The sequence below is a fragment of the Dietzia massiliensis genome (genome assembly GCF_018390595.1).
In the GTDB taxonomy this organism is placed as follows: Bacteria; Actinomycetota; Actinomycetes; order Mycobacteriales; family Mycobacteriaceae; genus Dietzia; species Dietzia massiliensis.
The window spans coordinates 104,223-112,447 of sequence record NZ_JAHBAV010000003.1; the positions used below are offsets into that span (position 1 = coordinate 104,223).

8 protein-coding genes and 1 tRNA gene are annotated in these 8,225 nt (G+C 71.4%); 4 read left to right on the top strand and 5 right to left on the bottom strand.

The genetic code is table 11. From position 1 onward, the window contains the following. Positions 1-13 precede the first annotated feature (13 nt). From KHA85_RS01815 to KHA85_RS01825, 3 genes are all read right to left on the bottom strand, one after another. Positions 14-87, bottom strand: a tRNA-Pro gene (locus KHA85_RS01815). Between the two features lie 52 nt (positions 88-139). Then, positions 140-1,123, bottom strand: a complete 984-nt coding sequence (locus KHA85_RS01820; protein ID WP_213184579.1) for a metallophosphoesterase — start codon at positions 1,121-1,123, stop codon at positions 140-142. An 86-nt stretch (positions 1,124-1,209) separates the two neighbouring features. Further along, positions 1,210-3,588, bottom strand: a complete 2,379-nt coding sequence (locus KHA85_RS01825) for a transglycosylase domain-containing protein (RefSeq protein WP_213184596.1) — start codon at positions 3,586-3,588, stop codon at positions 1,210-1,212. Positions 3,589-3,856: 268 nt separating this feature from the next. On the opposite strand from KHA85_RS01825, the gene KHA85_RS01830 reads away from it, so the two are divergent. Beyond that, complete coding sequence (locus tag KHA85_RS01830; RefSeq protein ID WP_061227537.1) at positions 3,857-4,234, top strand: WhiB family transcriptional regulator; 378 nt, start codon at positions 3,857-3,859, stop codon at positions 4,232-4,234. Positions 4,235-4,376: 142 nt separating this feature from the next. On the opposite strand, the gene bagB is transcribed toward KHA85_RS01830, so the two are convergent. Beyond that, positions 4,377-5,531, bottom strand: a complete 1,155-nt coding sequence (gene bagB, locus KHA85_RS01835) for an ArsA family ATPase (RefSeq protein ID WP_213184580.1) — start codon at positions 5,529-5,531, stop codon at positions 4,377-4,379. Between the two features lies 1 nt (position 5,532). Then, positions 5,533-6,588, bottom strand: coding sequence for an ATPase BagA (gene bagA / locus KHA85_RS01840; RefSeq protein ID WP_213184581.1), 1,056 nt, complete (start codon positions 6,586-6,588; stop codon positions 5,533-5,535). A gap of 65 nt (positions 6,589-6,653) precedes the next feature. On the opposite strand from bagA, the gene KHA85_RS01845 reads away from it, so the two are divergent. The 3 genes from KHA85_RS01845 to KHA85_RS01855 are packed head-to-tail and all read left to right on the top strand — an operon-like array spanning position 6,654 to position 8,169. Then, entirely contained in the window at positions 6,654-6,824 is a 171-nt protein-coding gene (locus KHA85_RS01845) for a DUF4177 domain-containing protein (protein ID WP_007629907.1), read from the top strand. Then, positions 6,824-7,303 (top strand): RidA family protein, encoded by a 480-nt coding sequence (locus KHA85_RS01850; RefSeq protein ID WP_063972211.1) that lies wholly within the window; start codon positions 6,824-6,826, stop codon positions 7,301-7,303. The genes KHA85_RS01845 and KHA85_RS01850 overlap by 1 nt, the downstream gene beginning before the upstream one ends. Before the next feature lie 5 nt (positions 7,304-7,308). Then, positions 7,309-8,169 carry an MBL fold metallo-hydrolase gene (locus KHA85_RS01855; RefSeq protein WP_213184582.1) on the top strand — a complete coding sequence of 287 codons (861 nt, stop codon included), beginning with the start codon at positions 7,309-7,311 and terminating at the stop codon, positions 8,167-8,169. Positions 8,170-8,225: the final 56 nt, after the last annotated feature.

An 8,225-nucleotide genomic window follows, 5' to 3' on the forward strand; every position in this document is an offset into this window, starting at 1 on the left:
GGCCCTCCCATTGTCGGGGTGGCGGGATTTGAACCCACGGCCTCTTCGTCCCGAACGAAGCGCGCTACCAAGCTGCGCCACACCCCGGTCGACAACGAGGATTACTGTAGCGCCCCGTGGCCGGAATCGCGAAACCGGGTCAGGCGGGCAGGGGCACCTTCTCCCGCTGCGGGGTCACCGGGACCTCGGATCCGCCGTCCCCACCCCCGGGGACGGCGACCAGTTCGAGCAGCGTGGCCTCCGGTCGGCAGAACGTGCGGATCGGCACATACGGCGAGGTGCCGAGGCCGGCGGACACATGCAGGACCAGGTCCCGGCCCCACGCGGAGAGGCCCTGGGCCCGCGAGCGGTCGATGCCGCAGTTGGTGATGATCGCGCCGGTGGGCAGGCAGAGCTGGCCACCGTGGGTGTGTCCGGCCATCGCCAGGTCGTACCCGTCGGCGTCGAACCGGTCCAGCACGCGCGGCTCGGGCGAGTGGAGCAGCCCGAGCCGCAGATCGAACGCCGGCCCGGCGGGTCCGGCGATCTCGTCGTAGCGGTCGCGGCCGATGTGGGGGTCGTCGACGCCGGCCACCAGCACGCGCCGCCCGTCCACCGCGATCTCGGCGCGGCGGTGGGTGGCGTCGACCCAGCCGCGCTCGGTGAAGGCGGCCTTGAGGTCACGCCACGGCAGGGGCACGGCGGAGTGCTTCTTGGCGCCGAGTCCGATGTAGGACAGCGGGTTCTTGGGTACGGGCGCGAAGTAGTCGTTGGAGCCGAACACGAAGGCGCCGGGTCGGTCGAGCAGCGGGCCGAGGGCCTGGACCACCGAGGGCACGGCGCGGTCACTGGAGAGGTTGTCGCCGGTGTTGACCACCATGTCCGGCCGCAGCTCGGCCAGCGAGGAGACGAACTGCTGCTTACGCCTCTGGCCCGGCATCATGTGCAGGTCCGAGATGTGGAGGATGGACAGTGGCTCGGAGCCCGGGGCGAGCAGGGGCAGGGTGTGGCGGCGCAGCGTGAAGGCGTTGCGCTCCCAGCCGCTGGCGTAGACGGTCCCGGCCACGGCCGCGCCGGCGAGGACGGCGGCCGCACGGGCGGGGGAGGTCGGCGAAGCCTGGTTTTTCCGTGGGGGACGACGCATCTTCCCAGACTACCGACGCCACGCGGGGTCGCCGCCGGGAGCGAGCCCGCGTGTGGCCGCCGGGAGCGAGCCCGCGTGTGGCGCGGCTACCGCGGCGGCGAGATGGTGATGGGTGCCAGGCCGGGCACGTTGAGGACCAGGGGCTGGTCGCCGACCGCGGCGCCGGGTCCGGTGGCACCCTGTCCCGAGGCGCCGGAGGTCCCGCCGCCCCCGCCCGATCCGTCGGACACGCGCAGGGTCACCTGGGAGCCGGGGATGCCGGTGCCGCCGTCGAGGCCGATGACCGTGCCGTACGGGCGGCCGGTGCCGGAGACGAACTGGGTGTTGACGGTGAAGCCCGCGTTGGTGAGCAGGGAGGTGGCGGCGGACTGGCTCATGCCCTCCACGTCCGGGGTGCTCTCGCCACTGGTCCCGGCCTCGTAGGCGGGGTCGGGCGCGGGCAACCGGACCGGGCCGTAGATGTCCGCGATCGGGGAGAAGGCCGAGAACCAGGTCTGCGCCGGCTCGAGGCCGCCGAAGAGGTTGCCGTACGAGCACTGCCGCAGGGGGCTGGTGCACAGCTCGGTGGTGGTGGTGCCGTCGTTGAAGGCGTAGACGGCCGCCGCGTAGTTGTTGGTGAAGCCGAGGAACGCGGACGAGCGGTTGGCCTCGGTGGTACCGGTCTTGCCCGACATGGGCCGGTTCCAGCCCGCGCCCGCCGCGGCACCGGCCGCCGTGCCGGCGCCCACGTGGTCCTTGGACATGGCGACGGCGAGGGTGTTCGCGAGCCCCTCCTCGACCACCTGCTCGCACTCCGGCTCGTTCAGCTCGACAGGTTTCCCGGTCCGGTCGGTGATCGACTCGATGGGGCTGGGAGGGCACCAGACGCCGCCGGACGCGAGGGTGGCACCGACGTTGGACAGTTCCAGCGCGTTGACGGCGGTGGGACCGAGGGTGAACGACCCGAGGTTGTTCTTCTTGATGAAGCCGCTGATCGAGTCGCCGCCGGCCGCGGTGCCCTTGCGATCGTAGGAGCGCATGCCCAACCGGACGGCCATGTCGACCGTCGGGGCCACGCCGACGTCCTTGATGAGGTTCACGAAGGTCGTGTTGGGGGACTGGGCGAGCGCGTCGGGTACCGGCAACGACCCGGGGTACGAGCCGGCGTTCTCCACGCAGTACTGACCGGGCGGACAGCCGGCGGCGCCGCCGGAGCCGAGTCCCGCCACCTGGACGCGGCGTGGCACCGGCAGGGAGGTGGAGGTACCCATGCCCTTCTCCATCGCCGCGGCGACCGTGAAGACCTTGAAGACCGAGCCCGCACCGTCGCCGACCAGTGAGAACGGCTGAGGTTGGACGGTCTGGCTGTCGCCCAGCTCGAGACCGTACTGGCGGCTGGAGGCCATGGCGACGACCTTGTGGGCGTCCTTGCCGGGCCGGACGACGCTCATCACCTCGGCCACGCCCTGGGCGGTGGGGTTGCCGTAGGTGTCGACGGCGCGCTGGACGTTGTCCTGCACGGTCGAGTCCAGCGTCGTGCGGATGGTGTACCCGCCCTGCTCGACCATCTCGCGGCTGAGCCCGTTCTCGTCGAGGTACTGCAGCACGTAGTCGCAGAAGAAACCGCTGTCGCCTGCGGTGATGCACCCACGGGGCAGGGAGTTGGGCCGCTCGAGCACCCCGAGCGGCTCGGCCATGTACTGCGCGCCCTCGGCGGGGGTGATCGCCCCGGTCTGGACCATCGTGTCGATCACCGTGTCGCGACGCTGCTTCGTGTCCTCCGGATTGGTGAACGGGTTGAAGCGGCTGGTGGACTGCACCATGCCCGCGAGCATCGCCGCCTGCGGGACCGTCAGGTCCGCGGCGTCGACCCCGAAGTACGTCTGGGCGGCCGTCTGGACGCCGAACGCGCCGTTGCCGAACGAGACCAGATTGAGGTACTTGGTGAGGATCTCGTCCTTGCTCAGCTCCCCGTCGAGGGTCAGCGCCATCCGGATCTCTTTGATCTTGCGGGCGGGGGTGGTCTCCACGGCGGCACGACGTTCCGCGTCGTTCTCGGCGGAGACGAGAAACTGGTAGTTCTTGACCAACTGCTGGTCGATGGTCGACGCGCCCTGCTCGACCTCACCGGAGGTGGCGTTGGTCAGGGCCGCCCGGATGGTGCCCCGCCAGTCGACGCCGTTGTGGTCCGCGAATCGTCGGTCCTCGATGGCGATGATCGCGAGCTTCATCTGCGGCGAGATCTCCTCGCTGGGCACCAACACACGCTGCTGGTCGTAGAGCCACGCGATGGGCTGCCCGCCGGCGTCCGTGACCGTCGAGATCGAGGGCAGGTCGCCCTTGATGAGATCGGCGGACGTCCCGGCCAGGGAGTCGGCCATCTTGTTGGACGCGAGACCGGCCGCGCCCGCGATGGGGAACAGCGAGCCCGCCGCCACCACCCCGGCCGCCACACAGGTCGCGACCAGCTTTCCCAGCGAACTCATAGCCGACACGCGCCCAGAGTACGTGACAGACATCGCCGGACCACCCCGTGAGCGGGGTTCCGGTGTCAACTCTTTACTTCTGTTGTGTGACTGCGGTAACAATATGGGGGAACGCGGGACGTTCCGGACCGAGATGGGGTCGCACTCCTCCGACCCCGGTGCGGGCGCATCGCGTACACAGTGGGCCCGCCGCGCCGGGCGGGCTCAGAAGGCCGGAGGCGTGTGCGGTGAACCCGCCCACGCCTTCACACAGACTAGGGGTTTTTCGATGACGGCTACCCTCCCCGGGACCACCCGCTCCTCCGGTAACGGGGTCCGCCCCGGCTCAAGCAATCCCCTCGGTTCCGAGGAGGTCATCATCGGGGAAGGGCGCCAGGAATGGGTCGCCCAGGCCCGCTGCAAGGACATCGATCCCGACGAGCTGTTCGTCCGCGGGGCCGCTCAGCGCAAGGCCGCCTCCATCTGCCGCCACTGCCCCGTACTCCTGCAGTGCCGGGCGGACGCGCTGGACAACCGCGTCGAGTTCGGCGTGTGGGGCGGGATGACCGAGCGTCAGCGGCGTGCCCTGCTCAAGCAGCATCCCGAGGTGCGGTCCTGGGCCGATTTCTTCGCCCAGCAGATCGAGCGGCACTCCGCCGCCTACTGAGTCAGCTCGGCCCGGGCTTCGACGCCCCCTCGCGTCGTCGCCCGTAAGACCCCGACCGGCTTCCCGACGCGGCCCGCGGCATCCGCCTGCGGGCCGCGTTCGCACATCCCGGCCGGAGCCGATCGGTCCGCCCGGCGACGCCTCAGCCGCAGAGCTGGTCGCCCACCGAGCGCAGCGCCTCGAGGTTGGAGATCTCGAACGGCAGCGACGGCACGCCGACGATCCGTACGTCCGGATGCGTGTCGGTGAACGACTCGAGCAGCCGCAGCTCCTGCTTGGCGGTGCCGGCTCGGTCGGCGTGGATGCGCAGGACCGCCTCGGCCTCCGCGTTCCGGCCGCTCAGCCGGTCGGCGGCCGCGCAGGCCTGCTCGGCGCTCAGGTCGGTCAGCCGCGGGTGGGTCCGGTTCACCACGACTCCCGCGAGCGGCATGCGTTCCTCGGCCAGGCGCTCGGCGAAGTAGGCGGCCTCGCGCAGCGCGGGGCGCTCAGCAGAGGAGACCACGAGGAACTCGGTGCCCTTGCGACGCAGGATCGCCTGGGTGCGGGCCGCGCGCGTGGTGAAGCCGCCGAACGTGGAGTCCAGTGCCACCACGACCTCGGAGGCGTCCTTGAGCATCGATGAGCCCACCACGGCCGACACCCCGCGCATGGCGGTGCTCATCGCGCCGGAGACGAGGCGCCCCACCCCGCGCCCGGGAGTCGAGAGCAGGCGCATGAGTCGGCTGTCGAGGAACGCGCCGAGCCGGCGCGGGGCGTCGAGGAAGTCGAGGGCGTTGCGCGAGGGAGGGGTGTCGACGACGACGAGGTCCCACGCCGAGTCGTCGAGCAGTTGCCCGAGCTTCTCCATGGCCATGTACTCCTGGGTCCCCGCGAACGAGGTGACCATGGTCTTGTAGAAGCGGTTGTCGAGGATGGCGCGCGCGTTCTCCTCGGAGGTGTTGGCCACGACCAGCTCGTCGAACGTGCGCCGCATGTCGAGCATCATCGCGTGGAGCGAGCCGCTGCCGGCCGACGCACTGCCGGCCGGCCCGCTTCCGGCCGCCCCTGCGCCACCGGCCCCGGAGCCGCCCAGTTCGACGGGCGCGGGCTCGTTGGAGAGCTCGTCGATCCCGAGGGCCTGCGCGAGGCGGCGGGCCGGGTCGATCGTCAGCACGACCGTGTCGCGGCCGAGTTCGGCGGCCCGCAGCGCGACCGCGGCGGCGGTGGTGGTCTTGCCCACGCCGCCGGCGCCGGTGCACACCACAACGCGGGTGGCGGGGTCGGTGAGCATGGCCGTGATGTCGAGACGACGTGTCATGTCAGTGCACTCCCTGGTCGACGAGGGCGGAGGCGAGGTCGTACAGGTCGGCGACCTCCACCCCGTGGGGCAGGGCCGGCAGGACGAGGGTGGGGCAGGCTGCCGACGTCAGCGTCTCGCCCGCCCGGAGCTGCCCGCGGGCGACGCGGGCGTGCTCGATGGCCTGCACCAGCAGCCCCTCGAAGCCCTCGTCGTCGACCTCCACCGCGGTCTCGGAGAGGCCGGCGCGCACCGCCTCGGCGTCGATGTCCTCCTCGGCGATCCGCCCGAGCGCCTCGTCGTCCAGGTGCCGCGTCTCGGCGCGGTTGATGATCACCTGGCCGACACGCAGGCTGTGGCTCTTGAGCTCATCGATCGCCTCGAGCGTCTCCTGCACGGGCAGGGGCTCCAGCAGCGTCACCAGGTGCACGACCGTCCTCGGCGAGTGCACCAGTTCGGACACGGCCTCGGCCTGGCGCCGGATGGGCCCGCCCCCGCCGGCGAGGTCGGCCATCGCGGTGGTGACGTCGAGGAACTTGCCGATCCGGCCGGTGGGCGGCGCGTCCACGACCACCGCGTCGTAGACGACCTCGCGCTTGGCGTGCTCGCGCGTGACGACCTCGTAGATCTTGCCGGTGAGCAACACGTCCTTGAGGCCGGGCGCGATCGTGGTGGCGAACTCGATGGCGCCCACCGACTTCATCACCTTGCCCACAACGCCGAGGCGGTAGAAGGTGTCGAGGTAGTCGAGCATCGCCGCTTCGATGTCGATGGCCAGCGCGAACACCTTGCCGCCTCCGTCGACCCGCGCGACGAGCTCCTCGCTGTACGGCAGCGGTTCGCGGTCGAAGGTCCGGGCGATCCCCTGGCGCTCCTCGACCTCCACCAACAGGACGCGCTTGCCGGTCGAGGCGAGCGCCAGCGCGAGCGAGGTGGCGACCGTCGTCTTACCCGTCCCGCCCTTCCCGGACACGTAGTGCAACTCGGCCCGCTCGGACCTGTCCGACCATCCGGTGGACAGCGCATCGGCGATGGTCGCCCGTGTCGACCGCGTACCTGGGTTCTCAGTGGACGGCATGGCCCCACACTAAGCGCTCACACCACCGCGCGCGGGACGCTCGTCACTTACCTAGAGTGGGGCCCATGAGCGAATCCACCGGAACCGACCGGTTCGAATACGTCACCGTGCCGCTGCTGACGCACGCCACCAAGCAGATCCTCGACCAGTGGGGGAGCGACGGCTGGGAGCTGGTCTCCGTGCTGCCCGGCCCGACGGGTGAGCAGCATGTCGCCTACATGAAGCGACGGCTCTGATGCCCGAGGCCGAGTCCGGGGGCTACTGGAGCCGCAAGCTCGAGCAGCTCGGCGTGGAGCTGCCGACGGTCGTCCCGCCGGTCGCCAACTACGTCCCCGCCGTCCGGGCGGGCACGTTCGTCTACACCTCGGGCCAGCTGCCCATGGTCGACGGCACGCTGGCCGCCACCGGCAAGGTGGGGGCCGAGGTCGACCCCGAGCAGGCCGCCGACCTGGCCCGGACGTGCGCACTCAACGCGCTGGCCGCCGTCGACGCGCTCGTGGGCATCGACGCCGTGGTGAAGATCGTCAAGGTCGTCGGCTTCGTCGCCTCGGCGCCCGGCTTCCACGGGCAGCCCGCGGTGGTCAACGGTGCGTCCGACGTCCTCGGTGAGCTCTTCGGCGACGCCGGCGTCCACGCCCGCTCCGCCGTCGGCGTCTCCGAGCTGCCGCTCGACGCGCCCGTCGAGGTCGAGCTGGTCGTCGAGGTCGAGGTCTAGCCGCCATGACAGCAGGACTGACCCCGATCAGCTTCCCGGCGTACGAGACGCTCCGGCCCGTCACGGACCTGTCCGGGGTCATCCTCTGCGACAACCCCTCCGAGATGACCTTCGAGGGGACCAACACGGTCGTCCTGCGGGCCCCCGGGTCGCCCACCTGCGTGGTGGTGGATCCCGGGCCCGACGACCGCGCGCACGCCGAGCGGATCGCGGCGATCGTGGGGGAGATCGAGCTCGTCGTCGTCACCCATCGCCACGGTGACCACACCGACGGCATCGATCACCTGCGCGCCTTCACCACCGCCCCCGTACGGGCCGTCGATGAACGGTTCTGTCGCGACGCCGCACCGTTGGTGACGGACGGCGACGACGACGAGGTGATCCACGCCGCCGGACTGGACATCACCGTGTTGGGCACGCCGGGGCACACGGCCGATTCGGTCAGCCTCGAGGTGCGGCCCGCCGGCGCCGGGTTCACGGCCCGGCCGGACTGCGTGGTCCTCGGTGACACGATCCTCGGCAGGGATTCGACCGTGCTCGACTCGACCGACGGCGATCTCGGCGACTACCTGGGCAGCATGGACCTGCTCGCCGCGCGGGCCGACGGTGTGATCGGCATCCCCGGCCACGGGCCCGACGTCGAGAACACCGGCCGCGCCGCGCAGGTCCTCGGGCAGCACCGGCGCGACCGGCTCGAGCAGATCGTCGCCGCGCGGGCCGAGCTGGGCCGCGACGCCTCCGCCGAGGCGATCACGCAGCACATCTACCGCGACGTGACGCCGTTCCTGCTCAAGGTGGCCGAGCAGTCGACCACGGTGGCGCTGCGCTACCTCGATCGCCTCGACCGCCCTGACGCGGAGGCCTGAGCCGGGCCGGCCTGCCCGGGGCGCCGGCCCGGCCTGCCCCACCCCCTCCCGGATCC